The sequence below is a fragment of the Aeromonas sp. S19(2024) genome (assembly GCF_041402625.1).
GTDB classification, from domain to species: domain Bacteria; phylum Pseudomonadota; class Gammaproteobacteria; order Enterobacterales; family Aeromonadaceae; genus Aeromonas; species Aeromonas caviae.
Genome location: NZ_JBGLQU010000005.1, coordinates 362537 through 389419, shown reverse-complemented (window position 1 = coordinate 389419; position 26883 = coordinate 362537). Strand labels below are relative to the sequence as shown.

At 60.8% G+C, this 26883-nt stretch carries 31 protein-coding genes and 1 rRNA gene; 14 read left to right on the top strand and 18 right to left on the bottom strand.

Going from position 1 to position 26883, the window contains the following annotated elements:
• The 3 genes from rrf to ACB037_RS13490 form a co-directional block, all read left to right on the top strand.
• Positions 1 to 104, top strand: a 5S ribosomal RNA gene (gene rrf, locus ACB037_RS13500); the annotation flags it as partial.
• A gap of 373 nt (positions 105 to 477) precedes the next feature.
• The gene (gene tmaR, locus ACB037_RS13495; RefSeq protein WP_010672687.1) at positions 478 to 795 is read left to right on the top strand and encodes a PTS system regulator TmaR; all 318 of its coding nucleotides are present in this window, start codon (positions 478 to 480) and stop codon (positions 793 to 795) included.
• Positions 796 to 1008: 213 nt separating this feature from the next.
• The gene (locus tag ACB037_RS13490) at positions 1009 to 4092 is read left to right on the top strand and encodes a transglycosylase domain-containing protein (RefSeq protein ID WP_124244971.1); all 3084 of its coding nucleotides are present in this window, start codon (positions 1009 to 1011) and stop codon (positions 4090 to 4092) included.
• 86 nt (positions 4093 to 4178) lie between these two features.
• On the opposite strand, the gene yjgA is transcribed toward ACB037_RS13490, so the two are convergent.
• Positions 4179 to 4703, bottom strand: coding sequence for a ribosome biogenesis factor YjgA (gene yjgA, locus ACB037_RS13485; RefSeq protein ID WP_010672689.1), 525 nt, complete (start codon positions 4701 to 4703; stop codon positions 4179 to 4181).
• 114 nt (positions 4704 to 4817) lie between these two features.
• On the opposite strand from yjgA, the gene pmbA reads away from it, so the two are divergent.
• A complete protein-coding gene (gene pmbA / locus ACB037_RS13480) occupies positions 4818 to 6161 on the top strand; it encodes a metalloprotease PmbA (protein ID WP_371175425.1) in 1344 nt (447 codons plus the stop codon).
• 92 nt (positions 6162 to 6253) lie between these two features.
• Here the strand turns inward: pmbA and murA are convergent, their stop codons facing one another.
• From murA to mlaF, 7 genes are read right to left on the bottom strand one after another with little or no spacing between them, the layout of a single operon-like run.
• The gene (gene murA / locus ACB037_RS13475) at positions 6254 to 7510 is read right to left on the bottom strand and encodes a UDP-N-acetylglucosamine 1-carboxyvinyltransferase (protein ID WP_045522219.1); all 1257 of its coding nucleotides are present in this window, start codon (positions 7508 to 7510) and stop codon (positions 6254 to 6256) included.
• 19 nt (positions 7511 to 7529) lie between these two features.
• A complete protein-coding gene (ibaG, locus tag ACB037_RS13470) occupies positions 7530 to 7787 on the bottom strand; it encodes a BolA family iron metabolism protein IbaG (RefSeq protein WP_010675882.1) in 258 nt (85 codons plus the stop codon).
• Positions 7787 to 8059 (bottom strand): lipid asymmetry maintenance protein MlaB, encoded by a 273-nt coding sequence (locus ACB037_RS13465; protein WP_010675881.1) that lies wholly within the window; start codon positions 8057 to 8059, stop codon positions 7787 to 7789. The genes ibaG and ACB037_RS13465 overlap by 1 nt, the downstream gene beginning before the upstream one ends.
• A complete protein-coding gene (gene mlaC, locus ACB037_RS13460) occupies positions 8056 to 8688 on the bottom strand; it encodes a phospholipid-binding protein MlaC (protein WP_039040470.1) in 633 nt (210 codons plus the stop codon). The genes ACB037_RS13465 and mlaC overlap by 4 nt, the downstream gene beginning before the upstream one ends.
• A gap of 2 nt (positions 8689 to 8690) precedes the next feature.
• Positions 8691 to 9188, bottom strand: coding sequence for an outer membrane lipid asymmetry maintenance protein MlaD (mlaD, locus tag ACB037_RS13455; protein ID WP_010675879.1), 498 nt, complete (start codon positions 9186 to 9188; stop codon positions 8691 to 8693).
• 7 nt (positions 9189 to 9195) lie between these two features.
• Entirely contained in the window at positions 9196 to 9975 is a 780-nt protein-coding gene (mlaE, locus tag ACB037_RS13450; RefSeq protein WP_010675878.1) for a lipid asymmetry maintenance ABC transporter permease subunit MlaE, read from the bottom strand.
• Positions 9975 to 10775 carry a phospholipid ABC transporter ATP-binding protein MlaF gene (gene mlaF / locus ACB037_RS13445; RefSeq protein WP_069785529.1) on the bottom strand — a complete coding sequence of 267 codons (801 nt, stop codon included), beginning with the start codon at positions 10773 to 10775 and terminating at the stop codon, positions 9975 to 9977. The genes mlaE and mlaF overlap by 1 nt, the downstream gene beginning before the upstream one ends.
• 206 nt (positions 10776 to 10981) lie before the next feature.
• Between mlaF and ACB037_RS13440 the strand changes: the two genes are divergently transcribed.
• From ACB037_RS13440 to npr, 10 genes are all read left to right on the top strand, one after another.
• Entirely contained in the window at positions 10982 to 11977 is a 996-nt protein-coding gene (locus ACB037_RS13440) for a KpsF/GutQ family sugar-phosphate isomerase (protein WP_029314845.1), read from the top strand.
• A complete protein-coding gene (gene kdsC, locus ACB037_RS13435; RefSeq protein ID WP_042880203.1) occupies positions 11977 to 12531 on the top strand; it encodes a 3-deoxy-manno-octulosonate-8-phosphatase KdsC in 555 nt (184 codons plus the stop codon). The genes ACB037_RS13440 and kdsC overlap by 1 nt, the downstream gene beginning before the upstream one ends.
• Entirely contained in the window at positions 12528 to 13088 is a 561-nt protein-coding gene (lptC, locus tag ACB037_RS13430; protein ID WP_039040473.1) for an LPS export ABC transporter periplasmic protein LptC, read from the top strand. Before kdsC ends, lptC begins: the two co-directional genes overlap by 4 nt.
• Positions 13075 to 13593, top strand: a complete 519-nt coding sequence (gene lptA / locus ACB037_RS13425) for a lipopolysaccharide transport periplasmic protein LptA (RefSeq protein ID WP_010675873.1) — start codon at positions 13075 to 13077, stop codon at positions 13591 to 13593. Before lptC ends, lptA begins: the two co-directional genes overlap by 14 nt.
• 12 nt (positions 13594 to 13605) lie before the next feature.
• Complete coding sequence (gene lptB / locus ACB037_RS13420; protein ID WP_010675872.1) at positions 13606 to 14331, top strand: LPS export ABC transporter ATP-binding protein; 726 nt, start codon at positions 13606 to 13608, stop codon at positions 14329 to 14331.
• A 65-nt stretch (positions 14332 to 14396) separates the two neighbouring features.
• On the top strand, positions 14397 to 15836 hold the full coding sequence (locus ACB037_RS13415; RefSeq protein ID WP_201921319.1) for an RNA polymerase factor sigma-54: 1440 nt from the start codon (positions 14397 to 14399) through the stop codon (positions 15834 to 15836).
• A gap of 20 nt (positions 15837 to 15856) precedes the next feature.
• Positions 15857 to 16144: a ribosome hibernation promoting factor gene (gene hpf / locus ACB037_RS13410; protein WP_005305957.1), complete on the top strand. Its 288-nt coding sequence runs from the start codon at positions 15857 to 15859 to the stop codon at positions 16142 to 16144.
• Positions 16145 to 16146: 2 nt separating this feature from the next.
• A complete protein-coding gene (gene ptsN, locus ACB037_RS13405; protein WP_010675870.1) occupies positions 16147 to 16593 on the top strand; it encodes a PTS IIA-like nitrogen regulatory protein PtsN in 447 nt (148 codons plus the stop codon).
• A gap of 40 nt (positions 16594 to 16633) precedes the next feature.
• Entirely contained in the window at positions 16634 to 17500 is an 867-nt protein-coding gene (gene rapZ / locus ACB037_RS13400; RefSeq protein WP_010675869.1) for an RNase adapter RapZ, read from the top strand.
• 20 nt (positions 17501 to 17520) lie between these two features.
• Positions 17521 to 17793 carry a PTS phosphocarrier protein NPr gene (gene npr / locus ACB037_RS13395; protein WP_010675868.1) on the top strand — a complete coding sequence of 91 codons (273 nt, stop codon included), beginning with the start codon at positions 17521 to 17523 and terminating at the stop codon, positions 17791 to 17793.
• A gap of 15 nt (positions 17794 to 17808) precedes the next feature.
• Here the strand turns inward: npr and ACB037_RS13390 are convergent, their stop codons facing one another.
• The 10 genes from ACB037_RS13390 to degS all read right to left on the bottom strand — a co-directional run bounded on the left by ACB037_RS13390 (position 17809) and on the right by degS (position 26862).
• Positions 17809 to 19713: a transcription antiterminator gene (locus tag ACB037_RS13390; protein ID WP_371175424.1), complete on the bottom strand. Its 1905-nt coding sequence runs from the start codon at positions 19711 to 19713 to the stop codon at positions 17809 to 17811.
• A 103-nt stretch (positions 19714 to 19816) separates the two neighbouring features.
• Positions 19817 to 20557, bottom strand: coding sequence for a KDGP aldolase family protein (locus ACB037_RS13385; protein WP_043154589.1), 741 nt, complete (start codon positions 20555 to 20557; stop codon positions 19817 to 19819).
• Positions 20557 to 21672, bottom strand: coding sequence for a DgaE family pyridoxal phosphate-dependent ammonia lyase (locus tag ACB037_RS13380; protein ID WP_279982022.1), 1116 nt, complete (start codon positions 21670 to 21672; stop codon positions 20557 to 20559). Before ACB037_RS13380 ends, ACB037_RS13385 begins: the two co-directional genes overlap by 1 nt.
• On the bottom strand, positions 21656 to 22795 hold the full coding sequence (locus tag ACB037_RS13375) for an amidohydrolase/deacetylase family metallohydrolase (protein ID WP_371175423.1): 1140 nt from the start codon (positions 22793 to 22795) through the stop codon (positions 21656 to 21658). The genes ACB037_RS13380 and ACB037_RS13375 overlap by 17 nt, the downstream gene beginning before the upstream one ends.
• Positions 22796 to 22937: 142 nt before the next feature.
• Positions 22938 to 23588 carry a DUF4310 family protein gene (locus ACB037_RS13370; protein ID WP_041214029.1) on the bottom strand — a complete coding sequence of 217 codons (651 nt, stop codon included), beginning with the start codon at positions 23586 to 23588 and terminating at the stop codon, positions 22938 to 22940.
• 11 nt (positions 23589 to 23599) lie between these two features.
• Entirely contained in the window at positions 23600 to 24376 is a 777-nt protein-coding gene (locus ACB037_RS13365) for a DUF4311 domain-containing protein (protein ID WP_010675862.1), read from the bottom strand.
• 25 nt (positions 24377 to 24401) lie between these two features.
• A complete protein-coding gene (locus ACB037_RS13360) occupies positions 24402 to 24698 on the bottom strand; it encodes a DUF4312 family protein (RefSeq protein ID WP_041211841.1) in 297 nt (98 codons plus the stop codon).
• Positions 24698 to 25063: an SFCGS family glycine-rich protein gene (locus ACB037_RS13355; RefSeq protein WP_049637185.1), complete on the bottom strand. Its 366-nt coding sequence runs from the start codon at positions 25061 to 25063 to the stop codon at positions 24698 to 24700. The genes ACB037_RS13360 and ACB037_RS13355 overlap by 1 nt, the downstream gene beginning before the upstream one ends.
• Positions 25064 to 25426, bottom strand: a complete 363-nt coding sequence (locus tag ACB037_RS13350) for a transcriptional regulator (RefSeq protein ID WP_010675859.1) — start codon at positions 25424 to 25426, stop codon at positions 25064 to 25066.
• Between the two features lie 308 nt (positions 25427 to 25734).
• A complete protein-coding gene (degS, locus tag ACB037_RS13345; RefSeq protein WP_010675858.1) occupies positions 25735 to 26862 on the bottom strand; it encodes an outer membrane-stress sensor serine endopeptidase DegS in 1128 nt (375 codons plus the stop codon).
• Between the last annotated feature and the right edge of the window lie 21 nt (positions 26863 to 26883).

The window sequence follows — 26883 nt, the reverse complement described above, 5'->3', positions numbered from 1 at the left end:
TAGCGCAGTGGAACCACCTGACCCCATGCCGAACTCAGAAGTGAAACGCTGTAGCGCCGATGGTAGTGTGGCATTCGCCATGCGAGAGTAGGACACTGCCAGGCACCCAATACAAGAAACCCCGCTCACTCGAGCGGGGTTTTTTATTGCCTGAAATTCAGCACTCACTGGAGGGCAAACGGGCACTATGGTGCTGTTCGTCGTTCACTTGTTGCCTGTACCGGAAAAAGTTGCGGCTGCTCTGGCCGCATTGAACCCACATGTTGGCTCTCTCCGTTTTCATCATTTTTCGCGTAATAACCCAGTCGGATCCGTTCTGTCTAAACCCGCCGCCCGCGCTGCGATTGGGGTTGTATCTGAATCATAACTCGGTAGAGTAAGGGGCATTCCGGGTTTGCCCGTGCCATGGTTTCGGTTTCTTTTTCTGGTATGGGACTCTCCGCCTGTTTTTATTCACCTTCACTCAGTGGTACCGATATGGAACAAGTAAACAAGTCAACCTTCAACGATGTGCTGGAATATGTGCGTATGTCCCGTCGTCAGAACAAGCTCAAGCGTGAAATCGCGGACAACGAGAAAAAGATCCGTGACAACCAGAAGCGGGTACTGTTGCTCGACAACCTGAGTGACTATATCAAACCCGGTATGAGCATTGACGAGGTTCAGGCCATCATCGCCAACATGCGGACCGATTATGAAGAGCGCGTAGATGACCATATCATTAAAAATGCCGAGCTTTCCAAGGAGCGCAAGGAGCTGAGTACCAAGCTGAAGAGTATGAGCACCAGCAAATAATACCGCCCCGCTCTCGTCAACACCGGCCTCTGGCCGGTGTTTCATTTTCATGCCGCAGCTCGGATCTCTTGCCGCGTTGCAACAATCGGCTCCCATTTTCACAATCGCCCTGTTAACATCGCTGCAAAGCGGTCAATAGATTTCAAGCCCTTGACTTGAAACGACTAAGCTTGATTGAAAGACAATAAATTGCGCAACCATGGTGGGGCTGATATGGGCGCATCAAAACAGACGGATTCAAATAAAGTGGCATCTCAGGATTCATCCGTACCTAATACGGACGGGCAACAGCAGCGTAAACGCCGACCCTGGTGGCGCTGGTTGTTCTGTTTTATCTTCTTGCTTTGCCTGGCTGCCGTGGTCGCCCTGGTGGGTTATGAAATGAAGACCTCCCGACTGCAGTCACAGGAGATCTCCCGCTATGCGGCCACCCTGACCTATCAGCTCGAACCCGGCCCCAGCAAGCAGATTGCCTTCCCCGACGACGGCCCGTTCGACAAGCGACTCGGTTATGTGCTGATGCCCATGATCCAGGAACGTCTCGTTCAGCGTGGCTACCAGGTGAGCGAACAGGTCCGTTTTTCCGATGCGCTCTACAACTACGCCAGCCACGGTTTCTTCGTGCCTTATACCGAGAAGGTCCAGGCAGGATTGACACTCTATGACTGCCGTGCCGAGCCTTTCTACCAGTACAAGTATCCGACTCATTACTATCCGGATTTCAATGCCATACCGCCCCTGGTCATCCAGTCTCTGCTGTTTATCGAGAACCGTGAACTCCTGAGCAACAAGGAACCGCTGGCCAACCCGGCCGTAGACTGGCCGCGCTTTGCCAAGGCGGCGCTGTCTCAGGTGGGCAAGGCGCTGGATATGCAGGATCAATCTGCTGGCGGCAGTACCCTTGCGACCCAGGTGGAAAAGTATCGTCATTCTCCCGATGGACTGACCGTTTCGCCGACCGAGAAGATCCGCCAAATGGTCTCGGCCAGCGTTCGTGCCTATCGGCTGGGGCCCGAGACCCTGGAGGCCCGCAAGCTGGTTGCCTGGGCCTACCTCAACTCGGTCCCGCTCTCTGCTGCGCCCGGTTATGGCGAGGTGCACGGTCTCGGTGATGGCCTCTGGGTCTGGTTTGGCGCCAATGTCGATGAGGTGAATCGACTGCTGGATCCCGCTCGCAACCAGGATTCTACCCTGGCCGAGCAGGGCCTTGCCTTGCGCCAGGTTGTCTCCCTGATGATTGCCCACCGCCGTCCTTCCTATTACCTGGCGCAGGGTAGAGAAGCACTGTCTACCCTGACAGACAGCTATCTGCGACTCTTCGTGCAGGAGGGAATGATCACGCCCCCCCTGATGGAGTCGGCTCTCAAGGCCAAGCTGGTCTTCCGCGATTTCCTGCAGGCACCTGCCATCACTCGAGTCAACAACAACAAGGGGCTGCAGGTGGCTCGCACTCGTCTCAGTCGTCAGCTCGGGGTGCAGCTTTATGATCTGGACCGCATGGATCTGACGGCCAACACCACCCTCAATATGCCGCTGCAGAACGAGGTGTCACGGTATCTGCAGCAACTGGCAGACCCTGCATTCGCAGCCCAGGTGGGCCTGTTTGGTGAGCGCCTGCTCTCGCCGGAGAAGACGGGTGATGTGAAGTACAGCTTTACCCTGTTCGAGAAGACGCCGGAAGGGGTCAAGGTGAGGGTGCAGACCGACAACACGGACCAGCCGTTCGACATCAATGAGGGCAGCAAGCTTGAACTGGGATCCACCGCCAAGTTGCGGGTGCTGACGACCTATCTCGAGATTGTCACCGAGTTGCATGACAGCTACGGCAATATGCCGGTGGAGAGCCTGCGAAAGATCGAAGTGTCCGATCAGGACAACATCAGCCGCTGGGCCATCGCCTATCTGATGAGTGCCAAGGACAGAAGCCTGCCGGTGATGCTGGAGGCCGCACTGGACCGCAAGTATTCCGCAAGCCCCTATGAAGGCTTCTTTACCGGCGGTGGCATGCACACTTTCAACAACTTCCGCAAGGAAGACAACGGTCGCATCCCGCCCATTCGCGATGCGCTGCGGGAATCCATCAACCTGCCCTTCGTGCGCTTGATGCGGGACATCGTCCGCTACAGCCTCTACAAGGAGGGAAATCGTGCCCAGTTGTTGAAAGATGACAGGGATCCTCGCCGTACCGAGTATCTCGCCAAGTTTGCCGACAAGGAGGGGCAGACCTATCTGCTGAGGTTCTGGCGCAAATATCGCGGCAAGAGTGCAGAAGAGCAGCTCGATACCTTCCTCGATGGTCTCAAACCCAGCGCGGTGCGTCTCGCCGCGGTGCATCGCTATCTGATGCCGGAAGCCTCCCAGGCCGACTTTGCCGCTTTCCTGGCCAAGCGCCTGCCGCGGGAGAAATTGACCGAGAAGCGCATAGAGCAGCTCTATACCAATTACGGCCCCGGCAAATATTCTCTGCCGGATCAAGGTTATATCGCACGGGTGCATCCACTTGAGCTGTGGTTGCTTGCCTATCTCAAGGAGTTTGACAAGGCCACCTTTACCGATGCGGTAACCGCCAGCCGTGACGAGCGTCAGGAGGTCTACAGCTGGCTGTTCAAGACCCGTCATCGCAGTGCCCGGGATAGCCGGATCCGCACCATGCTGGAGGTTGAGGCCTTCCTCGACATCCATCAGCGCTGGGCTCGCCTGGGTTACCCGTTCGATCACCTGGTTCCGTCCCTGGCGACCGCACTGGGCAGCTCGGGCGATCGTCCTGCTGCGTTGGCCGAGCTGATGGGGATCATCCAGAACGGCGGCATTCGTGCACCGACCCTGCGCATCGAGCACCTCTCCTTTGCCAAGGGGACCCCCTTCGCCACCGTCTTTGAACCGGCGAACACCCAGGGGGAACGGGTGATGCCTGCCGAGGTGGCCAACGCCTTGCGCAATGCACTCTCCAAGGTGGTGGAAGGGGGGACGGCGCGGCGCATCGCCGGGGCCTTCGCCTTGCAGGATGGTACTGTCCTGGCCCTGGGGGGCAAGACGGGGACCGGGGACAACCGGATCGAGACGGTCGGTCGCTACGGCAATGTGACCAGTTCACTGGCTCGCAACCGGACTGCGACTTTCGTCTTCTACATCGGGGATGATCACTTCGGCACGCTGACGGCCTATGTACCCGGCAGCCAGTCCGACAAGTTCCGCTTCACGTCGGCGCTGCCTGTACAGGTGCTCAAGGGGATGGCCCCCCTGCTGGTCCCCTATCTGCAACCTGCTACTCATACCCAGTGCATGGCGGGCAGCTGAGCGGAAATCGCATGAAAAAACGGGGCCGTTGCGGCCCCGTTTGATTGTGTACTGCACGCCGCCCTGAGGCGGACGTGAGTCATCACTTACAACAGATCTTCAATTTCACCGCGCAGGTACTGGTACATCTCGCGATAGGCTACCGGCGGCTTGTTCAGCTCCCGCTCCTTGTTGGCGGTGCGGATCAGCTGACGCAGCTTCTGGCGATCCAGCTCGTGGAACTGGGACATCAGCTCGTTGAGGGCGCTGTCGCCTTCGGTGATCAGCCGCTCGCGCCACTGTTCGAGGCGGTGCAGGCGGGCGTTCACGGTGGAGTGACGCATCTTGATGATGGAGAGGGCCTCTTCGATGGGGGCGACATCGCGGCTACGCATCAGACGGCCGATGAACTGGAGATGGCGGCGGAAGGACTCATCCTTCTTCGGCTTGAGCTTGCGGCCCAGCTCGACCGCTTCGGCAAGCTCTTCATCCAGGGGGATCTTCTCCAGCTCGCTGTGACTCAGGGAGACGATCTCTTCCCCCATTTTCTGCAAGGCCTCGGCATCACGCTTGAGCTGGCTCTTGCTGGGGCCCCAGTCTTCCCACTCGTTGTCGTCTTGATATTGACTCATCGGTCTCTGTATTCCTGTCATTCACGTTTGGCGGATATGTTACCAGCTTCTCCCGCTGGGCGCAGGGGTCTGATATGCTTAGCCCCTTTCCTTCCCTTCATACAGATGTGAGTTATGGACCAGCAAGATCAAATCCGCCAGGATCAATCCCATCTCGAGGCCGTGGTCGCCGAGGCCCTTGAGATAGCGAAAGGGCTGGGCGCCGGGCTTGCCGAAGTCTCCATCAGCAAACAGACCGGCCTCTCGGTGAACACCCGGGGCTGCGAGCTGGAAAGCATCGAATTCAACAAGGATGGCGCACTCGGCATCGTCGTCTATCGCGACGGTTGCAAGGGTTCCTCCTCCACCACGGATCTGACCAAGCCGGCCATTCGCGCCGCCGTGGAAGCGGCCATGGAGATCGCCCGCCACACCTCTCCCGATGACTGCGCCGGTCTTGCGGATGCGGATCTGCTGGCTTGGGATGCCCCGGACCTGCAACTGTGCCACCAAATCGAGCTGGATCCCCAGCGTGGCATCGCGCTGGCCATCGAGTGCGAGCGGCTGGCCCTGGGGCGGGATGCCCGCATCAAGCACTCTGACGGAGCCAGTTTCTCCAGCCACCTGGGCGTCAAGGTTTATGGCAACAGCCACGGCTTCGTCAAAGGCTATACTGCATCGCGCAACTCCCTGAGCTGCGTACTGATCGGCGAGCAGGATGGCGACATGCAGCGCGACTACGGCTACTCCTCCAGCCGCTCCCTGGACGGGCTGTGGAGCCCCCAGCGCATCGCTGACGAGGCGGTGGAGCGCACTGTTTCCCGCCTGGGGGCTCGCAAGATCAGCACCCGCCATGCCCCTGTGCTGTTCCACCCCGATACCGCTGCCGGCCTGTGGGGCCATCTGGTGATGGCCATCAGTGGGGGCAACCTTTATCGCAAGTCGAGCTTCCTGCTGGACAAACTGGGCAAGCAGATCCTGCCCGAGTGGCTCACCATCCAGGAGTTCCCCCACTTGCCGGGAGGACTTGCCAGCACCCCGTTCGACGGGGAAGGGGTTCGCACCCGCGACATGGACATCGTCCGCAGCGGCGAGCTGATGAGCTGGCTGCTCACCTCCTACTCCGCCCGCAAACTGGGCCTGACCACCACGGGCCACGCCGGGGGCATCCATAACTGGCAGGTCTCCAATACCGGCCAGGACTTCCATGGCATGCTCAAAGAGATGGGCACCGGGCTGCTGGTGACCGAGCTGATGGGGCAGGGGGTCAACATCGTCAATGGTGATTACTCCCGCGGCGCAGCCGGTTTCTGGGTTGAAAATGGCGAGATCCTCTATCCTGTGGAGGAGATCACCATTGCAGGCAATCTGGCCGACATGTTCAGCCATATCGTGGCGGTGGGCAGTGATGAGGATGAGCGTTCCAGTCTCAAGACCGGCTCCGTACTGGTCGAGCAGATGAAACTGGCGGGGCACTGATCCCCCTCCGTCCGATCTGGTACACGGCCATGAAAAAGGCCCCCTCGCCTGGCGAGGGGGCCTTTTTATGGTCGGCTCATGGTGAAGCCAGCTTATTCCTTGATGCGCTCGATGCGACCACCCAGGCCTTGCAGCTTGTGCTCGATGTCTTCGTAGCCACGGTCGATGTGATAGATGCGATCGACGATGGTGGCCCCTTCGGCCACGAAGCCGGCCAGCACCAGGCTGGCGGAGGCGCGCAGATCGGTCGCCATCACCTGGGCACCCTTGAGCTGCTGGGTGTCGCGGCAGATGGCCACATTGCCCTGCAGTTCGATGTCGGCACCCATCCGAACCAGCTCGGGCACGTGCATGAAGCGGTTCTCGAAGATGGTCTCGGTGACCATGCCGGTGCCCTGGGCGACCGCGTTCAGCACGGTGAACTGTGCCTGCATGTCGGTCGGGAACGCCGGGTAGGGGGCGGTCTTGATGGTGACAGGTTTCAGGGTGCGACCTGTCATGTCGAGGGTGATCCAGTCGTCACCCTTTTCAATCAGGGCGCCAGCTTCTTCCAGTTTGACCAGTACGGCTTCCAGCAGGCTGGGGTCGGTGTTGCGGCAGGTGATCTTGCCACCGGTCACGGCGGCGCCCACCAGGAAGGTGCCGGTCTCGATGCGATCGGGCTGCACGCTGTAGCTGCCACCGTGCAGACGTTCTACGCCGTCGATGGTCAGGGTATCGGTGCCCGCGCCCTGGATCTTGGCGCCCAGCGCGTTGAGGAAGTTGGCCAGATCGACCACCTCGGGCTCACGGGCGGCGTTTTCGATCACGGTGCGACCGTCAGCCAGGGTGGCGGCCATCATCAGGTTCTCGGTACCGGTCACGGAAACCATGTCCATCAGGATGTGGGCACCTTTCAGACGGCCGTTGACGCGGGCTTTGATGTAGCCCTCTTCGATGACGATCTTCGCGCCCATCAGCTCCAGGCCGTGGACATGCAGGTTGACCGGGCGGGCACCGATGGCACAGCCGCCGGGCAGGGAGACGTCTGCTGCACCGAAGCGGGCTGCCAGCGGGCCCAGGGCCAGGATGGAGGCTCGCATGGTCTTCACCAGCTCGTAGGGGGCGACATGATTGTTTACCGCACCGGTCAGCACGGTCACATTGCCGTTGACCTTGGTGGTGGCGCCCAGCATCTCCAGCAGCTTGAGGGTGGTACCCACGTCTTTCAAGCGCGGTACGTTGGAGAGTTGAACCTCTTCGTCACACAGCAGGGTGGCAAACAGGATGGGCAGGGCGGCATTCTTGGCGCCGGAGATGGTCACTTCACCGGAGAGGGTGCAGGGGCCGGTGATCTTGAATTTGTCCATGGTTTACTTCTTTACCAAATCAGGAGGGCAGCTGGAATTTACGCTCGCGTTTCCACTCGGCGTCGGTATAGGCCTTGATGGAGAGAGCGTGGATCTCGTTGGTGGCGATCTTGTCCATCAGCGGGGCATAGATGGCCTGTTGTTTCTTGACCCGGCTCATGCCGTCAAACATGTCGCCGACGGCGATCACCTGGTAGTGACTGCCGTCCCCTTTGACATGGACTTCGGACAATGGCAAAGCCTCGAGGAGTATCGCTTCAATTTCAGAGACTTGCATTATGAGTCCTCAGTTGTGAGCGGGGTTGAATGAAAGAGGCTGGCCACCCCGTAAAGGTTGGCCAGCGTATGGAAATCGTTGGAGGCACCCACCAGTGTCGGAGTGGCACCCCGTGCCAGTGCCGCCTTGGCCCACTTGACCAGCAGGGCAAGGCCGGCGGAATCCAGGGTAGTGACGGCACCGAGTTCGAGCCGGTCGTCCTGCCACCAGTCGGCGCGGCGTTGCCACAGATCGTTGACCTGCGGGGCCTGCAAGTCACCGCTCAGGATCATGACTTGATCACCAGCGGCTTGGCGTTGTGTTCACGCAGCTGGGCGATCACCGCATCGATGCCGTTCTGGCGAATGAGGCCACCCAGCTCGTTCTGCTTGGCGGAGAGCAGGCTGATCCCTTCGGCAACCATGTCGAAGGCTTTCCACTCGCCGGTCTTGTTGTTCTTGCGCAGCTTGAACTCGAGGAAGATGTCCGGCTTGCCGGCCTCTTTCACGCTGACGTTGACGGCGGTGATGTTGCTCTCGGCGGCTTTGCCGGGCTGGACCTTGACGGTCTGCTTGTCAAAGTGTGCCAGGGCGTCGGCGTAGGAGCTCACCATGTACTCGGTGAAGACGTCCACAAAGGCGTCACGCTGGGCAGGGGTCGTCTGTTTGATCTGGTTGCCGAGCACCTTGTAGGCGGCGAAGCGGTTGTCCACGTAGGGCAGCAGCTCCTCGCGGATGATAACGCGCAGGTGATCGGGGTTGCTCTTCACCTGGGCCTGATCGGCTTTCAGGCGGGCAAAGGTCTGCTGGGCGGCCTGATCCACGAGGGCATAGGGGTCCGAAGTATTGACATCCGCACGGGCGACGAGGGAGAACAGCATGCTGGTCATCAGACCCAGCATCAGGGCGATCTTCTTGAACATGGTTACTCCTTGGTTGCGGGTGTGTTGGCCGGAGAGGACTGGCTGTAGAGGAACTTGCCAATCAGATCTTCCAGCACGATGGCGGACTTGGTGTCTTCGATCATGTCGCCATCCTTGAGCATGCTGGTGCCCATCTCCTCATCGCTGAACCCCGGTGCCAGACCGATGTACTGCTCACCGAGCAGGCCAGAAGTCAGGATGGAGAGGGTGCTGGTCTCGGAGAACTCGCCGGCACTCTTCTGCATCTGCAGGGAAACGATGGGGACCTGGCTCTTGGGATCCAGGGTGATGTCGCTGACACGACCGACGACGACGCCGCCGACCTTGACCGGCGAGCGTACTTTCAGGCCGCCGATATTATCGAAATGGGCGCGCAGGGTATAGGTTTCTCCTTCCGGTTTGAAACTCAATCCCGCCACTTGCAGTGCCAATGCCAGAATGGCCGCGATGCCAGCCAGCATGAAGGCGCCAACCAGAAATTCTACTTTGCTGAACTTCATCTTTCCCTTATCCAAACATGACTGCGGTGAGTATAAAATCCAGACCGAGCACGGCCAGGGATGAGTGAACCACGGTACGGGTCGTCGCCTGACTGATCCCGGCCGAGGTCGGTTTGGCATCATAGCCGTTGAAGAGCGCTATCCAGGTCACCACCAGGGCGAAGATCAGGCTCTTGATGGCGCCCTGCATGATGTCGTCCTGCCAGTCGACGGAGGCCTGCATGGCGGACCAGAAACTGCCTTCGTCCACCCCCAGCCAGTCGACACCAACCAGCTTGCCGCCAAAGATGCCGATCAGGCTGAACATGAAGGCCAGCAGCGGCATGCTGATGACCCCGGCCCAGAAGCGGGGCGCCACGACCCGACGCAGCGGATCGACCGCCATCATCTCCAGGCTGGAGAGCTGCTCGGTGGCCTTCATCAGGCCGATCTCGGCGGTGAGGGCGGAGCCCGCACGACCGGCGAACAGCAGGGCTGTGACCACAGGGCCCAGCTCACGGAGCAGGGAGAGGGAAACCAGAGGCCCCAGGCTCTGCTCTGCGCCGAAATCCTTCAATACGTTGTAACCCTGCAGGGAGAGCACCATGCCGATGAAGAGGCCGGACACCAGTATGATGGCGACGGATTGCACTCCCACCACATACAGTTGCTGCACCAGCAGCGGGAAGTGCTTGCGTGGCTGGGGCCGTCCTGCCAGTGCATGAAACAGCATGATGGTTGCCCGGCCGACGGCGTTGATGAAACGCACACCGCTGCGGCCCAGCTTGCTTATCTGACTTGTCAACATCACAGATCCTGTAGCAGGTCACCTGCCGGAAAATGAAACGGAACAGGACCGTCGGGCAATCCCTTGAGGAACTGCTCGACTTCGGGATTGTGCTCCTCGCGCAGCTGCTCCGGTGTGCCGTGTGCCACTACCTTGCGGTTGGCGATGATGTAGGCGTAGTCGGCGATGCTCAGCACCTCTTTCACGTCGTGGGTGACGATGACGGAGGTGATGCCGAGGGCATCGTTGAGCTCCTTGATGAGCTTCACCAGCACCGCCATGGTGATGGGGTCCTGCCCCACGAAGGGCTCGTCATACATGATGAGATCCGGATCCAGCGCGATGGATCTCGCCAGGGCCGCGCGACGCGCCATGCCACCGGAGAGCTCGGACGGCATCAGCTTGGCCGCCCCGCGCAGACCGACAGCCTGCAGTTTCATCATGACGATGGTGCGGATCAGCTCTTCCGGCAGGCCGGAGTGCTCCCGCAGCGGGAAGGCCACGTTGTCGAAGACGGTCATGCCGGTGAACAATGCGCCACTCTGGAACAGCATGCTCATCCGTTTACGCACTTCATACAGGCGTGAACGGGAGAGAGTGGGAACGTCTTCCCCGTCAAACAGGATCTGACCGGACTCAGGCTTGAGCTGGCCCCCGATCAGGCGCAGCAAGGTGGTCTTGCCGATCCCGCTCGGACCCATGACGGCGGTGACCTTGCCACGGGGAATGGTCAGGTTGATCCTGTCGTACAGCAGCCGATCCCCGTGACTGAAGGTCAGGTCGGAGATGGTGATCAGGTCATCGTTCAAACAATTGTCCATCCGGTATAAATGAAGAGCGAATTTTATGGGCTAGTCTAGGTCTAAGCAACAGCGAGGAACAACTATTGAGCGGGTTTCCCCCCCAAGTACGCGACAGTTTTATGTAACAACCTGCGTCAATGACCGCCCATTCCGCATCCGATTCGCTTATCTCGGCAGACTTTTTTATAATCCCGCAGCAAATTTCGGCCCGGAGCTGTGCCTTTATGTCTGTAAAGCCTGAAAAAGTGTCTGAATTGTTCGATTTCCGTCGCAGCGCCCGAGCGGTGCTGGACATAGAAAAACAAGCCATTGATGGACTCTACCAGTACCTTGACGAGGCGTTCGAGCGCGCCTGCGAGATGGTGCTGCGCTGTGGCGGCAAGATAGTGGTGACCGGCATGGGCAAGTCGGGTCATATCGGCAACAAGATTGCCGCGACCCTGGCCAGCACGGGAACGCCCGCCTTCTTCCTGCACCCGGGCGAGGCCAGCCACGGGGATCTCGGCATGATCTCAGCCGGGGATCTCATCATCGCCATTTCCAACTCCGGCGAGAGCGACGAGATCCTGGCTCTGCTGCCGGTGCTCAAGCGCCGCGGCATTCCACTCATCTGCATGACAGGCAATCCTGCTTCCACCATGGCGAAAGAGGCCAACGTGCACCTGTGCATCAAGGTGGAGAAAGAGGCCTGCCCCCTCGGTCTGGCCCCGACATCCAGCACTACCGCCACCCTGGTGATGGGGGACGCGCTGGCCGTGGCCCTGCTGGAGGCCCGTGGCTTCACCGCCGATGACTTTGCGCTGTCGCACCCGGGCGGGTCCCTCGGCAAGCGGTTGCTGTTGCGAGTGGGCGATCTGATGCACAGCGGCGAGCTGTTGCCCAAGGTGGGGATAGATGCCACCATCAGCCAGGCGCTGCTGGAAGTGAGCCGCAAGGGGCTCGGCATGACGGCGGTGGTGGACGATCAAGGGCTGCTTGCCGGTCTGTTCACCGATGGTGACCTGCGCCGCATTCTGGACCTGCAGGTGGATATCCATCACACCCCCATCAGCCGCGTCATGACGGTGAACTGTGTTACCGTAGGGCCTGAGATGATGGCGGCCGAGGCCGTCAAGCTGATGGAAACCAGGAAAATCAACGGGTTGTTGGTCGTGGATGGGGAGAGACACCCGCTGGGTGCCTTCAACATGCATGACCTGCTGAAAGCCGGAGTAATTTGATGCAAGACGTACCGACCCTCTATGGTCCGGTGACGCGCAGCCAGTACGAGAAGGCGGCGCAGATCCGCCTGCTGGTGTGCGATGTGGATGGGGTGCTCTCCAACGGCTTCATCTATATGGGCAATAACGGCGAAGAGCTGAAGACCTTCTGCACCCGTGACGGTGCCGGCATGCGTGCCCTGCTCAATGCGGGCATCGAGATTGCCATCATCACGGGGCGAACCTCCCGCATCGTCAGCGATCGCATGAAGAGTCTGGGAGTCCAGCACCTGGTGCAGGGTGCAGACAAAAAGCTGCCCCACTTCGAGGCCTTGTTGACCAAGCTCGGGCTGGATGCATCGCAAGCCGCCTATATGGGAGATGACACCATCGATCTGCCGGTGATGCAGGCTTGCGGCCTGGGTATCGCCGTTGCCGACGCTCATCCGCTTGTGCTGGCGAAGGCGGATCTGGTGACGCGGCTTGGCGGTGGCGTCGGGGCCGTGCGCGAGGTGTGCGACCTGATCTTGCAGGCCCAGGGATTGGCTGACTATCAACCCGAGGCGTCGCGATGAACAAACAGACTGTGCTGTTCGGCCTGCTGTTTCTGGCTGCGCTGGCGGCCTGGCAGCTGGGGGAGATCGAGCTGGTCCCCGAGCCGACCACCAAGACGGAAAATTTTCAACCGGACTTCACCGCCAGAGAGTTGGTGACGACCCGCTTCAACGAGCAGGGCAAGCGCACCGAGCGGCTGGAATCCGAATATGCGGAGTACTACCAGGTACTCGAGCAGGCCACTTTCACCAAGCCGGTGGTCTACATGTTCGATGACAAGGGCGCGGCCGAATGGAAGCTGACGGCCGAAACCGGGGTGCTCAACACCGATGACAATGTGATCCTCCGTGACAAGGTGCATCTGGACGGTCTGCTGCCCGCTTCCTTCATCTCCACGCTGGATACCTCCTATCTGGAGCTGGATCTGGTGACGCAGGGGATGAGAAGCAACCAGCACATCAGCATTGTGGGCCAGGAGTTCCAGACCGAGGGCGTTGGCCTCAAGGGTCACCTGGAACGTAAATATTTCGAGTTACTGGATAAAGGCCATGCCACTTATTTCAATGAAAAACGTTAATCTGGCCCTCACGGCCCTGTTGCTGTGCGGTTCCCTGAATGCCAAAGAGTCCGACTTTGCCGAGAAGGTCTATGTGGATGCGGTCAAGCAGGTGGCCGAGATGCAGGACAACCGCATCACCTTCAGCGAGGATGTCATCATCACCCAGGGCACCATCAAGATTAAGGCCGACAAGGTGGTGGTGATCCGCTCCGGCGACAAGGGCGCCGAGGTGATGACCGCGTATGGCAACCCAGCCACCTTCTTCCAGGTGCTGGACAACGGCAAACCGGTCAATGCCCATGGCAACAGCATCCGCTACGAGCTTAAGAACCGGCTGGTGACCATCACCGGCAACGGCCAGCTCAAGCAGGAAGACAGCCAGGTGACCGGCGATCTGATTCGCTACGACATCGTCAAGCAGAAGATGATTGCCGAGAGCAAGGGGCCCACCCAGCGCGTCAAGACGGTGTTCCTGCCGGATCAGGTGGAGAACTTTGACAAACCCGCTGATCAGAAGAAGTAGGAAACAACAGCCATGGCAGTGTTAAAAGCAACGGGTCTGCAAAAGAGCTACAAGCGCCGCATGGTGGTCAGCGATGTGAGCCTGGAGGTGGGAACGGGCCAGATCGTGGGCCTGCTCGGCCCGAACGGCGCGGGCAAGACGACCTCCTTCTACATGATCGTGGGCCTGGTGCAGCGGGATGCTGGCCTCATCACCATCGACGAGCAGGACATCAGCCTGCAGCCCATGCATATCCGTGCCCGCAATGGCATCGGCTATCTGCCCCAGGAGGCCTCCATCTTCCGGCGCCTGTCGGTGTTCGACAACTTGATGGGGGTCATGCAGACCCGCAAGGGGTTGAGCCGCGAAGAGCGGGAGGATAAGGTCGAACAGTTGCTGGAAGAGTTCAATATCACCCATATCCGCGACAGCCTGGGCCAGAGCCTCTCGGGTGGGGAGCGTCGCCGGGTGGAAATCGCCCGGGCGCTGGCGGCAGAGCCGAGATTCATTCTGCTCGATGAGCCTTTCGCAGGTGTTGATCCTATTTCTGTCATCGATATCAAAAAGATCATCCAGCATCTGAAAGAACGCGGGTTGGGTGTGCTGATAACGGACCACAACGTCAGAGAGACGCTGGATGTGTGCGAGAAGGCCTACATCGTCAGCCACGGCAAGATGATTGCCGAGGGCGCGCCGGCCGATATCCTCGCCGATGAGCAGGTCAAGCGCGTCTATTTGGGCGATCAATTCAGTCTATAGTAAGGGGGCACCCCTCATTTTTGTTAGGTGACTGCCTCGCTGAACATAAGGATATCCCGACGTAGATGAAGCCGACATTACAGTTGCGTCTCGGTCAGTCCCTGACCATGACGCCACAATTACAACAAGCGATTCGTCTGCTCCAGCTCTCCACCCTGGAACTCCAGCAGGAAATTCAGCAAGCGCTCGACAACAACCCCTTGCTGGAGCAAGAGGAGAACGAGGCGCAGGAAACCAGTCAGACAGAGACACAGGACGCCAGTCAACTCGACTCCAGCGACGCCATGGCCCAGGAGAGCATGCCGGATGAACTGCCGGTGGACACCACCTGGGACGAGGTCTACTCGGCCGGTACGGCCCAGAGCGCAGGCCCCATCCATGACGGGGAAGACAGCGTCTATCAGGGGGAGACCACCGAGAACCTGCAGGACTACCTGCTGTGGCAGATGCGGCTCACCCCGTTCAGTGATGTGGATGCTGCCATCGCCCTTGCCATCATCGATGCCATCGACGAATCCGGGTATCTGACTGCCACCCTCGAGGATATTCAGGCTGCAGTCAGCAGCGAGGAGGTAGAAGTCGAACTGGATGAGATCGAAGCCGTGCTCAAGCGGGTGCAGCATTTCGATCCGGTCGGCATCGCCGCCCGTTCGGTGCAAGAGTGTCTGCTGATCCAGCTCGGCCAGTATTCGCCGGACCTGCCCTGGCTCGACGAAGCCAGAGAGGTGATCCGCGAACACATGGACCTGCTCGGCAATCGCGACTACCGCACCCTGGCTCGCAAGACCCGCCTCAAGGAGAGCGATCTCAAGGAGGTGCTGGATCTCATCCAGCAACTGGAGCCCAGACCCGGCAACGGCATCATCCAGAGTGAATCCCAGTACGTGATCCCGGATGTGTCCGTGGTCAAGAAGGGCAGCAAGTGGGTGGTTGAACTCAATCCGGATTCTGCTCCGCGCATCCGTGTCAACGAGGCCTATGCGGCCATGGCGCGCAATGCCCGCAGCAGCACGGATACCCAGTTCATCCGTTCTCATTTGCAGGAGGCCAAGTGGTTCATCAAGAGCCTGGAGAGTCGTAACGACACCCTGCTCAAGGTGGCCAGCTGCATCGTCGAGCAGCAGCAGGGCTTTTTCGAGTTCGGCGAAGAGGCCATGAAACCCATGGTACTCAACGACATCGCGGAAGCGGTGGAGATGCATGAGTCGACCATTTCACGGGTCACGACCCAGAAGTACATGCATACGCCCCGCGGCATTTTTGAACTGAAGTTTTTTTTCTCCAGTCACGTCAATACGGAGGGAGGAGGAGAGTGCTCATCGACCGCTATTCGCGCCCTGATCAAGAAGCTGGTGACGGCGGAAAACCCCGCCAAGCCGCTTAGTGATAGCAAGATCGCGGATTTGCTGGCCGAACAGGGTATTATGGTGGCGAGACGCACGATCGCAAAGTACCGTGAATCCTTGTTGATCCCGCCATCCAATCAGCGCAAACGCCTGGTTTAGGCAAACAAAAGGAAGACGTTATGCAAATTAACCTGACCGGACACCATGTCGAGATTACCGAAGCTCTGCGTGATTATGTGAACAACAAATTTGCCAAACTCGAGCGTCACTTTGACCATATCAACAACGTACACGTGGTGTTGAGCGTCGAAAAACTGAACCAGATCGCCGAAGCCAAGCTGCATGTCAGCGGGGGAGAGGTGTTCGCCAATTCGCAGCATGCCGACATGTATGCGGCGATTGATACCCTGCTGGATAAACTGGATCGGCAGATCATCAAGCACAAAGATAAGTTAAATCAAAAATAACTATGCAACTTGAACACATACTGAGTCGGGACTGCACCAAGAGTGCGGTCCCTTGTACCAGCAAGAAACGCGCGCTCGAGATCATCAGTGAACTGGCCGCAGAGCGCCTCGGCGCTTCCCGCCAGGTCCTGTTTGAAAGCCTGCTGGCGCGAGAAAAGATGGGCAGTACCGGGATCGGAGCCGGTATCGCCATCCCCCACGGCCGGATTGACGACGCCTTCGCGCCGACCGCCGTGTTGATGACCTTCTCCGAGCCCATCCCTTTCGATTCTATCGACAATCAACCGGTTGACCTGCTCTTTGCATTGCTGGTGCCGGAAAGCGAGTGCAAGCAGCACCTCAAGACTCTTTCCCTGATGGCATCCAAACTGGGTGACAAGGCCGTCTGCCGCCAGCTGCGCCAGGCGACCAGCGACGAAGAACTCTATCAGATCATGACGTCGGCCTGAGGCCGGGTCTGACACAGCCACGTTGGCGTGAGGGGACAAGATGCAGTTAATAGTAGTAAGCGGTCGTTCGGGCTCCGGCAAGACGGTGGCCCTGAGGGTGCTTGAGGATCTCGGGTACTACTGCGTGGACAACCTGCCGGTCAACCTGCTGCCCCAGTTGATCGTGTCGGTGGAGAGCCAGTATGACAAGCTGGCTGTCAGCATCGACGTGCGCAACCTGCCTGCCCAGGCAGACAGGCTGGAGAACCTGCTGAGCCAGGTGCGCAACGAGGGGCGAGTCAAGTTCTCGAGCTTCTTCTTCGATGCGGACAACGCGACCCTGCTCAAACGCTACGGTGAGAGCCGCCGTCTGCACCCTCTGTCCCGCAACAAGCTTTCGCTGGACGAGGCGATCCGGGAAGAGACCCACCTGCTGGCGCCGCTCTCCTCGACCGCCGACCTGCGCATCGACACCACCAACCTCAGCATTCACGATCTCAGCGAGCTCATCAAAACCCGGGTGCTCGGCAAGAAAGAGAACGAGCTGGTGCTAGTGTTCGAGTCATTCGGCTTCAAGTACGGCATTCCCAAGGATGCGGACTTCGTGTTCGACGCCCGTTTCCTGCCCAACCCGCACTGGATCCCGGAGCTCAAGCCCTTCACCGGCAAGGATGAGCCCGTGGCCAACTACCTCTCCAGCCAGCCGGATGTCATGCTGTTCATCCAGCAGATCGAGAACATGCTGGGGACCTGGTTGCCCCACCTGGAGCGCAACAATCGCAGCTATGTGACCGTCGGGATCGGCTGTACCGGCGGACAACACCGCTCGGTGTTCATCGCCGAGCGGCTGGCCAGCGCATTCCGGTTGCTTGGCAAGAACGTGCAGATCCGCCATCGCACGTTGGACAAGCGTTCAAACCCCGCCTGACAGATCCACAGGATGCTCAGATGACCGTTTCCGCCTCGGTAGAAGTCAAAAACAAGTTAGGCATTCACGCGCGACCGGCCATGATGCTGTTCGAGCTGGTGCAGGGGTTCGATGCCCACGTGTTGCTGCGCAACGAAGAGGGGGTCGAGGCCGACGCGGACAGCGTGATCGGCCTGCTGATGCTGGACTCCGCCCAGGGCAAACAGGTGGAGGTGCAGGTGGAGGGCCCCGAAGAGGTGGAGGCCCTGGCCGCCGTGGTGGCGCTGTTCACCTCGGGCTTCAATGAGGAGTAATACGCCTCGGCGTGCTCAAGGTGCGCTGCGAGCCAGCGCCTTGAAAGCGGCAAAATCCCGACAAGCCAGCAGACTTCTGCTGGCTTTTTCGTTCATCAGTGCCAGAAACAGATCATAAAGTCCCATGGCTTCCTCATAATCCGCCTTGGCGATGGCCAGCACGAAGATGAGGGTAGCGCTCTCGCCGTTGCCCCAATCGATCCCTTGGGGGGCCAGCACGGTATAGACCAGGGTGCGGCGCGCCAGCAGGCCGAGGGAGTGGGGCAGAGCGATGCCGTCCCCCAGCATGGTTGAGACGATCTGCTCCCGCTCCTGCAAGGATCCCCGGAATCCGCTCTGCACCAGATCCTCCGCCTCAAGCTGGCTGCAGATGCGATCAAACAGCGCCCCCTGGCTGATTGGTTCATCAAGCACCATGAAGTGGTCGGCATCGAAATACTTGTCGAGCAGATAGGGACGGGTGCGATCGACGAGCACCAGCTTGCCGAGCTGCTCCAGCTGGTACTGGGTCGGGAAGGGGGAGACCTGCACCACGGGAGCATTCTTCTCGCTCACCTTGAGGGTGCTGATGACGAAATCCTGCTCGACTCGTACCAGTCCCTCATAGTCCCGCACCGACTCCAGCGTGGTCAGCTGCAGTTGGGGGTATTCCCGCCGGATGCGTGCTTCCAGCACCCGGAAGGTGGCGTTGCCCGCATCGCACAGCAGCAGCGCCTGGGGGCGCCGGGTGTAACCGATGTCGTAGTGGCGCTCCAGGCCGACCCCGATGTGGATCACCAGGTAGCCGATCTCGTGGTGGGTCAACCGGTAGGGGGTCTGCCTGATCCACTCAGAGATGGCCGCCAGGGTGATGTCGTAGGCGAGGGGGTAATACTGCTTGATGTGGTCCGCCAGGGGATTGTGGCTGCCAATCTGGTATTTGACCCGCAGCAGCATGGCGCCGATATGGGTCTGCAGGTCGGCTCGCAATTGCGGGTCGCCGCGCAGGTCATAGGGGTAGTGGTGGTGGATGTAACCCAGCAGGTGCGTAGTCAGCTGCTCGCTCTCGGCCGCCATGGCCGGGCTGAGCAGGGGCGTCTCTGCAGTGAGGCGAGCCTGGATCTGGATGGCGAGACAGGCGATCTCTTCCTGCCCCGGTGACGTCAGGGTTGGCAGCTCGGCATAGATGTCGCGGGCCACCACTGCCAGGGGTGGGGTGATGTCGTCGCTGGCAAACTGGCGCAACTCGTGGCCAGACGCCTGGCGAAGCAGTGCGACGGCACAGTAGACGGTGACTTGCTGCAGGCTCTCGTCGGCCAGGCGCAGCTGATGGCGACCGAGTTGCTCGTGAATGTGGTTGCCCACTACCTCCAGCGTCTTGCTGGGGCAGAGGGTGGGCAACAGGCTCTGGAGCGGATGCTGGTGCAGCAGCTCCTGGCAGAGCAGTTGGGTGAGGCAGGCGCGGATCGCCATCTCGCTTCCCGCAATGCGCATCCCCACTCTGGGTTTGCTGTCGATGGTGAGCCCGAAGTGGGCGAGCCGCTCCCGCACCTCCGTCATGTCCCCTTGCAAAGCCGCCCGGCTTAGATACCAAGTGTCCGCCAGCTCGTCGAGTTTGATCCCCTGTTCCGCCGTCAGCAGCAAGACCTGGAGGTGCAGCACCCGCTCGCGGCTGGTGCGAGGCAGAGGGCTCTCCTGCCCCTGGGCGGCCAGCAGCGCATCGAACAGTCCCTGATTGTAGATCTTGAGCTGGTAACCGCTGCCCCGCTGATGGATCAGGTGGGCGCCCCGGGTGGCAATGAGCTCGTTCAGGGTCGCCACGTCGGTACGCACCGTGCGGGTGGAAACATTGAGACGGCGGGCCAGCTCCTCCTGTGGCAGAGGCTCGGCGTGAAGCAGGGCGAGCAGTTGCTGGAGTCTGGGGTGGGGCAGCTTGGTCATGAGGGGGTGAGGACTCCTGTCGCGCATGGTGGGTCGATGTTAACAAGGGGGTCATTAACAAGCCAGGCACCGCCCAGTGATCGGACCGGTGCCTGTGGGGTTGCTATGCCAGCAGTGCCTTCACCATGGCGAGGAGGGTACGCACATCCTCGGGGCGGGTCTGGCCACTGACACTGTCGATGATGGAGCTGTAGACGTGGGGGATCACCTTCTCGACTCCTGCCTCCAGCGCGATCCGCACTATCTCCTCGAAGTTCTCAAGATCGATGCCGCCGGTGGGCTCCAGCCAGAAGCCGTGGCGGGCACAGGCCTCGGCCACTGCCTGATACTCGGTGCGGCAGGCGAGTCCCCCCATGGGGAAGAACTTGACCGAGCTGCCGCCCATGTCCTTGAGCAGGGCAATGGCGGTATCGATGGGGACGATGCCGTCAGCCTGCTGCGCGCTGAGGGGGCCGGTGGAGATCTTCACCATGCCGGGGGTGCCGGTGGGGGAGACAAGGCCATTGACGAGGGTGTCAGCTTGACCGAGCAGCGCCCGGCTGGCCCCGACCCCGGTGAACACCTGATTGACATGCTGAGGCTGCAACTGGCGGGCCAGCTCGGCCACCATGGCGGACTGGCGCGGATCACCTGCTCCCAGCCCGATGGAGAGGGCGTTGTCGATAAGTTTGGCGTAGGCCTGCATGTCGGCGACGGCAGAGGGGATGTCCGGGTAGTTCTTGGAGAGCACACCGACCAGGACGTGGCCCTCGGCAGCCTCATAAATGTCGACGGCATTCTCTTTGGAACCTGCCAGCACGTTGAGGCAGACCCGATCGCGGTAGTAATTGGGGGTAAGAGACATCAGTTGTTCTCCTGAGCGAGGTGGGCAATGGCGGAGTGAATCTGGTCGAGCTGGGGCAGGGTGACGCTGCGCACGTCTATCTCGATATGCCCCTCGTTGGCCTTGTAGCCGCGGCAGTAGATGGCGGGGGTACCCTGTTGCAGACGGGAGACCACTTCCACCGTGGTCATGCCGATCTGCTGGTGGTCGAAGGCGATGTCGGTGCGGGCGATGTCGCGCCCCGCGCTGTCCCACACCACCTTGGCGCTGACGCCGGGCAGCTGGTTGAGGCGCTCGATGAAGGGGGTCATCTTGGCGACCATGGCGGTGCCGCTTTCCTTCTCTTTGGCCAGGTAGCGCTCGATGGCGTGGGTCAGGCCGAGGATCCCCTCCTTGCCCACCTTCATGGCACGGCCGATGCCGTTGGCCTGCTGCTTGACCCACTCAACATACTGACGCCTGCCGAGCACCAGGCCGCTGGTGGGCCCTTCGATGGCCTTGGCGCCGCTGTAGATGACCAGATCCGCACCCTGGTTGTAGTAGAGACGCAGATCCTCTTCGGCCGCTGCATCGACGATGAGCGGGATCCCGTGGGCCTTGGCCACCTCGGCCGCCTCGGCCACCGACAGAATGCTCTTCTGCACGCAGTGGTGGGACTTGATGTAGAGGATGGCGGCGGTATTGGCATGGATGGCGGCGGCCAGCTGGGCGGGTGAACACTCGTTGGCGTAGCCTGCCTCCACCACCCTGCCGCCCCCCAGGTTGACCATGGTGCCGACGGGGGCACCAAAGTTCACGTTGTGGCCCTTGGGCAGCACGATGTCGCTCGGCACGTCGTGGGCATGAGCATGCAACTGCTCGAGGCGATAGGGGTCGCCGCGCACGATCACGGCGGCCACCGACTGGGCGATGCCGGCGCTGGCGCAGGAGACCACTACCGCATCTTCAACGCCCAGCAGATCGGCCAGGTAGGCGCCGGTCTTGTTGACCAGATCCTTTACCTCGAAGTAGTGGCCGAGGCCGAAGTTGACCGCATCGACCACCTCCTGCTCGGGGGTGGAGACGCCGAGGATGGTCATGCGCCCGGAGGCGTTGATCACCGGTTTGAGCCGGTATTTCTCATACACAGAAGGCATGGTGTGATTTCCCGTAGTGAGTCAGAACCAGTTCGCCGCCCACCAGGGCGGCGAGAGGGAGCAGTTGCCGGTCACCGTTGCGGGTGCCGGCCTCGGTATCGGTAAAGAGAGTGGGGCCGCAGCTCACCTCGAACAGGGTGATGTCTGCATCGGCGCCCACCTCGAGTCGCCCCTTACCGGGCAGGCGCAGGGCATCGGCGGCCTGGTGAGTGACGCAGGCGAGTACCTGCTCCAGAGTCATGCCGATGGCGAAGAACTTCGACATCACGTGGGCAAGGCTGTAGACGGGCCCCTTGATGCGGTTCTTGCAGTAGATGTCTGAACTGATGGTGTGGGGCAGGATGCCCTGGGCAATGGCCAGCTCTGCCACCTCGAAGCTGAAGCTGGCACCGCCATGGCCGATGTCGAGCAAGAGTCCCCGCCGCATCGCCTCGCGCACCGCCTGGCGCAGTTCACCCGCAGGGGTCAGGATGCGGTTGGGCTTGCCGTTGAAGCAGTGGGTCAGCAGATCGCCCTCCCCCAGCAGGGCGACGATCTCGTCCAGATCCGGCGGCGTGTTGCCCACGTGCACCATCAGTGGCAGGTTGCCATTGGCCTGCTGGATCTGCTTGGCCATGCGCAGGGGTTGCAGACCGCTTTCACCCACCACGCTGCCGCTCATGCGCGCCTTGATGCCGACGATGAAGCCGGGATGGCGCCGGATGGCCGCCTGGGCGAGGGCGGGATCGATGTCTGCCGGATCCGCCAGCTCGTTCTGGTGCAGCAGACCGATGCGGGAGATGTTGAGCAGGGCGTTCACCCGGGTCTTGCAGGTGGCGGCTATGCGCTGGAAGTCGTCCACATCGTCGGCTCCGGTGCTGCCGGCGTCGATGACGGTGGTGACGCCGGACGCCACCCCCACCTTGTCCGGCTCATCGTGATAGAGGGGGGAGGCGGGGTAGCAGTGGGTGTGGCCGTCGATCCAGCCGGCGCTCACATGGACCTGCCCGCCCAGAGTGAGGGTTTGCTTCGCCTCCGTGCTCCCTGGCAGCGAACCCAGCGCCGCTATCTTGCCATGCTTGATGGCGACGTCGACAAGCTGCCCGTTTCCCAGGCGTCCCGCCCTGATGATCGTGTCGTACATGCTGATATCCCTCTTGTAACCTGCTTGCGCTCTTACTGCGAGGCGGCTTCCAAGGCTCATGTGTTGCTCTTCACCTTGCTGACGACCTCTCGCGACAGAGCGCAAACAGGTTCTTGAATGCCGCCCAAGAGACGGCCTTGGATTAAGCCAGGGCGATGGGGAAGAAGGTCCCGAACAGCATGGCCCCCAGAATGGCGCCGCCCGTGATGGGCTTCTCCCAGATGTAGAACAGCAGGGCACCCAGCAGGGAGCCTATCCCGATGGGAATGGAGGCGCCCATGGCGGAGAGGATGATGAGGGGACCGAGGAAGCGGCCGGAGCTGTTGCCAGCCCCCATCATGACGTCCGCCCCGTAGGTGGAGTTGCTCTGGTTGATGGTGAACTTGCGCGCCAGGATGATCACGTAGCCGATGGCCATCCCAATCCCCATGCCGGTGATCAGGGAAGCGGTGAAGTTTTCCACCGGATAGATGATGCCGGCCCCCAGCAGCAGGGCGGGCACTCCGAGGCCGACTCCGGTCTGGATGGCGCCGCCGATGTCGAGGATCCCCACCAGGGAGCCCTCGATGATGCGGGCGAACAGGAAGCTGGCACCGAAGGCGGCGACTGCACCATAGGCCCCCGTGTCCATGCCGGCCTTGAGCATGGCAACGAAGGCCACCTCGTTGAAGGCGCCGACCCCGTAGAGGTAGAACATGTGGGTACCGGCGAAGACGCCGGAAGAGAGCAGACCGACAAAGATGGGGAAGGACCAGTCGGCATACCAGAAGTTGTTTCTCAGTTTCTCATCCATGGTGTGCTTCCTTATTTTCCGCTCATGAGGTTGTGGACGTTTTCCAGCCACAGGGGAACGCCCAGGTGGAAGGATTCAATGAGTTTCATGTCAAAGCCGCGGAAGAAGCCGCTCAGCACGAACAGCAGGACGATGGCACTCATCATCACCTTGGTGACGTGGTTCCAGCCGCTCTCTTCCACCCCCTTGCCGATCAGGATGCCAAGCACCAGGCCTGGTACCGCGTTGCCCATGATGAGCTGGGCCAGACCGCCGAAGATGGTGGCCCAGAAGCCGGACTTCTTGCCTGCCTCGATGGCGGCCAGCCAGAAGATCACCGGCATGACGGTATTGACCAGCAGGTTGGCGGCGGGCACCAGTACCTTGACCGCGGTCACCTGCAGGGCGGCTGGCACGGCGGCGGCCGTGCTGTTGAGGAAGGCGACTACGATGGCACCAATGATGCCGCAGGCGATGGCCATCTTTTTGGGATCATGGAGGGTGGTGGCGAGATCCCGGTTCTTGATCATCAGGGCCGCTGCACCCCAGTTCGGCAGGATGCGGTGATCCACGTCCTGGGTGAAGGCGCCGGCCGCGACCGTGGAGGCCCAGGCGTTGAAGAAGAAGCCCAGACCGAACGAGAAGTGGGATGCGGGGTCCCCTTCGCAGGAGTTGAGCTCGCCCAGGGTACGGAACGCGCCCATCCCCTGCACGGTCGGGGCGTGGAACATCCGCGCCGCGCCAGCCCCCACCCCGACGCCTACCAGGCCGCCGATGATGAGTGACTTCATCAAAATGATTAGAAACATCCAACTTGTCCTTTTGGTTGTGGGGTCAGGCCCGGGTGAAATCCACCTTGTCGACATCCAGGCTGGTGACCTTGACGGTGATCGCCAGCCGGACCCGGAACTCGTGGCGCTGGCGTGGCAGGAAGAAGAACAGGAACTTCTCCACCCGTACCGACTCCTCGGCCTCGAGCACCTCGACCTCGAGGGGTTCGATGCGCAGCATCACCTTGGGGCTCTCCTTGAGCAGGCTGGGTTGCACCTGGCTGAGGGCTGCAGCGAACGCCTGCTGGCGAGTCGCCCCCTTGCCGTTGACCGTGATCCGGGTGGTGAAGTGTTCTTTCATCAGGTGCGCCCGTGTTTCTTGGCGAAGGCTTCGATCAGCTTCTGGCCCAGCTCTTCCTTGTCCATGAAGCCGAAGCCCAGTACCACGCACCCCTCGTTGATGGCGGTGACACCCTCCTCGATGGATCGCATGCCGTAGCGGCACTTGTAGCCGTACTTGGTCTGGGCCGTGATGGCGCCCGCGCCACCGCTGCCGCAGAAGGAGATGCCAAGGTCGGCCTGCTCCTTGTTCATCACATCACCGAGCTTCATGTCGGCGGCCATGCCGGGGATGACGGTCACGGTGGCGCCGGCGGCTTCTGCGCCCGCCCCCACTTTCTGACCCTTGCCGAGACGATCTCCAATCACGAGTTTGATGGCAGTCATTTAGCTTTCTCCTTTTACTGAGCTGAGTTCGTTTTCTTTGGCCACTTCAAAATGGACGGACAAGAGGTGCGCCTCCTCGTAGGCGAGGCGGTCGAGCCAAGCGACGACCTGTTCGGCCAGGCGCAGGGAGAGGGGGGAGATCTCCTCGAACAGGCTGAGGTCAACCTCCGGCAGGGATTCCCCGCTGTAGGAGCGCCACACCATGGCCTTGACGTGGGAGGCCAGCATCTGCTGCTGCACGTCGTTGGGGCGTATGCCCTGATCCGCCAGCAGGTTGTGAATGCGGGCCAGGGTCAGGTCGGTCTTGCGCAGCAGTGCCGGGCTGTCCGGGGTCAGGGGGGCGTCATGGGTGTCGGTGTTCAAGGTCTGCTCTCCAGGCTGGCAGAAAAGATGGGATCACCATAAAGCGGAGGAGAGTGCGGGAGGAGGCAGGTTTTTTCCGATTCGAAGTGGAAATCCGGAGGGGAAGGCATCAAAAGAAGCCCTTTTGGCGATCAAGAAGAGGAAAGGAGCGGACTGGCGGCAAGGGAGTGTGATCGGTGGCGGGTTTTGACGGCGCCTTCGCCCGATCGTTTATTGGCGCAATGTGTGAGCTGTCTCACGCACAGGTGGGAGCCGGAGGAAAGCGGGCACAAAAAAGGGCCCTGTCGGGCCCTGCGAGGATCCGCCTCTCAGGTGGCGGGTGCCGCACTGCTGGTCGGCAGGGTCTGATTCTGGTAGCGCAGGTCCTCTTCGATGATGACATCGACGTCCAGCGGCTTGCCGTTGCGGATCACCGAGATGGTGAGCTTGGTGCCGGGGCGGCTCTCTACGATCTTGTCCATGACGGGACGCACGCCGGTGATGGCCTCTCCGTTGATCTTGAGCAGCACATCCCCACGTTTGAGACCGGCCTTGGTGGCTGGGCCATTGGGATCCAGGCTCTCCACCACCAACCCCTGCAAGTCCCCCAGGTTCAGCATGCGCGCGACGATGGGATTGATCTCGACGCTGGAGATGCCGAGGTAGCCGCGGATGACCCGACCGTTGGCGATCAGCTCGTCCATGATGCGCTTGGCCAGCTTGTAGGGGATGGCAAAACTGATGCCATAGCTCTCCTGATTGCCGTTGAGGTGGTAGGCGGCGGTATTGATACCCACCAGATCGCCACGGCCATTGACCAGGGCGCCTCCGGAGTTGCCCTCGTTGATGGCGGCATCGGTTTGCAGCAGATCCTGTCTGCCATTGCTGTCCGGCCCCATGCTGGAGAGGCCGATACGCCCGGTGGCGCTGATGATGCCTTGGGTGATGGTCTGGCCGACGTTGTAGGGGTTGCCGATGGCGAGCACCACGTCTCCCACGTCCGGCAGACGATCCGGGTCCTGAGGGATCACCGGCAGGTTGTCCGATTCGATGTAGAGCACGGCCAGATCGGTCAGTTTGTCGGTGCCGACCAGCTCTGCACTGAATACCCGACCATCTTGCAGGGCGACGATGATCTGGTCCGCATCGGCGATGACGTGATAGTTGGTGAGCACGTGACCGCGCTGGTTCATGATGACGCCGGACCCCAGCCCCTGGGGTCTGAGTTCGGCTTTTTCACCGCGATTGCCGGCGAAGCTGCGGGTGTAGATGTTGACGACGGCTGGGCCGGCACGATGGGCCGCGTAGGAGAAGCTCAGCTCGCGGGCATTGGTGATGAGGCCCGGCAGGGGGGCGCCGCCGCGAAAATTGGGAAACACCAGCAACAAAAGCGCAGCCATGGCGAGGCCAAAGCCGACGGACTTGCCCAAGTAGCTGATCAGAGGTGGGATTTTCATGTCTTTCTCGTCCGTACAGGC

Coding starts and splice junctions, on each gene's coding strand:
- rapZ (WP_010675869.1), top strand. CDS start 16,634: ATGCAGTTAATAGTAGTAAGCGGTCGTTCGGGCTCCGGCAAGACGGTG.
- ACB037_RS13415 (WP_201921319.1), top strand. CDS start 14,397: ATGAAGCCGACATTACAGTTGCGTCTCGGTCAGTCCCTGACCATGACG.
- npr (WP_010675868.1), top strand. CDS start 17,521: ATGACCGTTTCCGCCTCGGTAGAAGTCAAAAACAAGTTAGGCATTCAC.
- degS (WP_010675858.1), bottom strand. CDS start 26,862: ATGAAAATCCCACCTCTGATCAGCTACTTGGGCAAGTCCGTCGGCTTT.
- ibaG (WP_010675882.1), bottom strand. CDS start 7,787: ATGCAAGTCTCTGAAATTGAAGCGATACTCCTCGAGGCTTTGCCATTG.
- mlaE (WP_010675878.1), bottom strand. CDS start 9,975: ATGTTGACAAGTCAGATAAGCAAGCTGGGCCGCAGCGGTGTGCGTTTC.
- kdsC (WP_042880203.1), top strand. CDS start 11,977: ATGCAAGACGTACCGACCCTCTATGGTCCGGTGACGCGCAGCCAGTAC.
- pmbA (WP_371175425.1), top strand. CDS start 4,818: ATGGACCAGCAAGATCAAATCCGCCAGGATCAATCCCATCTCGAGGCC.
- ACB037_RS13365 (WP_010675862.1), bottom strand. CDS start 24,376: ATGTTTCTAATCATTTTGATGAAGTCACTCATCATCGGCGGCCTGGTA.
- ACB037_RS13380 (WP_279982022.1), bottom strand. CDS start 21,672: ATGCCTTCTGTGTATGAGAAATACCGGCTCAAACCGGTGATCAACGCC.
- mlaD (WP_010675879.1), bottom strand. CDS start 9,188: ATGAAGTTCAGCAAAGTAGAATTTCTGGTTGGCGCCTTCATGCTGGCT.
- ptsN (WP_010675870.1), top strand. CDS start 16,147: ATGCAACTTGAACACATACTGAGTCGGGACTGCACCAAGAGTGCGGTC.
- ACB037_RS13360 (WP_041211841.1), bottom strand. CDS start 24,698: ATGAAAGAACACTTCACCACCCGGATCACGGTCAACGGCAAGGGGGCG.
- ACB037_RS13440 (WP_029314845.1), top strand. CDS start 10,982: ATGTCTGTAAAGCCTGAAAAAGTGTCTGAATTGTTCGATTTCCGTCGC.
- lptC (WP_039040473.1), top strand. CDS start 12,528: ATGAACAAACAGACTGTGCTGTTCGGCCTGCTGTTTCTGGCTGCGCTG.
- ACB037_RS13390 (WP_371175424.1), bottom strand. CDS start 19,713: ATGACCAAGCTGCCCCACCCCAGACTCCAGCAACTGCTCGCCCTGCTT.
- ACB037_RS13375 (WP_371175423.1), bottom strand. CDS start 22,795: ATGTACGACACGATCATCAGGGCGGGACGCCTGGGAAACGGGCAGCTT.
- ACB037_RS13355 (WP_049637185.1), bottom strand. CDS start 25,063: ATGACTGCCATCAAACTCGTGATTGGAGATCGTCTCGGCAAGGGTCAG.
- murA (WP_045522219.1), bottom strand. CDS start 7,510: ATGGACAAATTCAAGATCACCGGCCCCTGCACCCTCTCCGGTGAAGTG.
- lptB (WP_010675872.1), top strand. CDS start 13,606: ATGGCAGTGTTAAAAGCAACGGGTCTGCAAAAGAGCTACAAGCGCCGC.
- tmaR (WP_010672687.1), top strand. CDS start 478: ATGGAACAAGTAAACAAGTCAACCTTCAACGATGTGCTGGAATATGTG.
- lptA (WP_010675873.1), top strand. CDS start 13,075: ATGAAAAACGTTAATCTGGCCCTCACGGCCCTGTTGCTGTGCGGTTCC.
- ACB037_RS13465 (WP_010675881.1), bottom strand. CDS start 8,059: ATGATCCTGAGCGGTGACTTGCAGGCCCCGCAGGTCAACGATCTGTGG.
- ACB037_RS13370 (WP_041214029.1), bottom strand. CDS start 23,588: ATGGATGAGAAACTGAGAAACAACTTCTGGTATGCCGACTGGTCCTTC.
- ACB037_RS13385 (WP_043154589.1), bottom strand. CDS start 20,557: ATGTCTCTTACCCCCAATTACTACCGCGATCGGGTCTGCCTCAACGTG.
- yjgA (WP_010672689.1), bottom strand. CDS start 4,703: ATGAGTCAATATCAAGACGACAACGAGTGGGAAGACTGGGGCCCCAGC.
- mlaC (WP_039040470.1), bottom strand. CDS start 8,688: ATGTTCAAGAAGATCGCCCTGATGCTGGGTCTGATGACCAGCATGCTG.
- mlaF (WP_069785529.1), bottom strand. CDS start 10,775: ATGGACAATTGTTTGAACGATGACCTGATCACCATCTCCGACCTGACC.
- ACB037_RS13490 (WP_124244971.1), top strand. CDS start 1,009: ATGGGCGCATCAAAACAGACGGATTCAAATAAAGTGGCATCTCAGGAT.
- hpf (WP_005305957.1), top strand. CDS start 15,857: ATGCAAATTAACCTGACCGGACACCATGTCGAGATTACCGAAGCTCTG.